The organism is Escherichia sp. MOD1-EC6300, from assembly GCF_002965045.1.
In the GTDB taxonomy this organism is placed as follows: domain Bacteria; phylum Pseudomonadota; class Gammaproteobacteria; order Enterobacterales; family Enterobacteriaceae; genus Escherichia; species Escherichia coli_F.
In genome coordinates this window covers 1-205 of record NZ_PTRH01000094.1, presented here as the reverse complement: position 1 = coordinate 205, position 205 = coordinate 1, and the positions used below count along the sequence as shown (strand labels likewise).

At 43.9% G+C, this 205-nt stretch carries 1 pseudogene; it reads left to right on the top strand.

Annotated features, from left to right (window positions below):
• Positions 1-195: pseudogene (locus BGE37_RS24995) on the top strand (ISAs1 family transposase); the annotation flags it as partial.
• Positions 196-205 lie beyond the last annotated feature (10 nt).

Here is a 205-nt window from a genome sequence, read left to right as displayed (position 1 = left end):
GTGGTAATGAATGAAGACGACTGCAAAATAAGAAGAGGAAATGCAGCAGAATTATTTTCAGGGATACGGCACATCGCAATTAATATTTTGACGAATGATAAGGTATTCAAGGCAGGGTTAAGACGTAAGATGCGAAAAGCAGCCATGGACAGAAAGTATCTGGCGTCAGTCCTTGCGGGGAGCGGGCTTTCGTAATCTTTCCCTG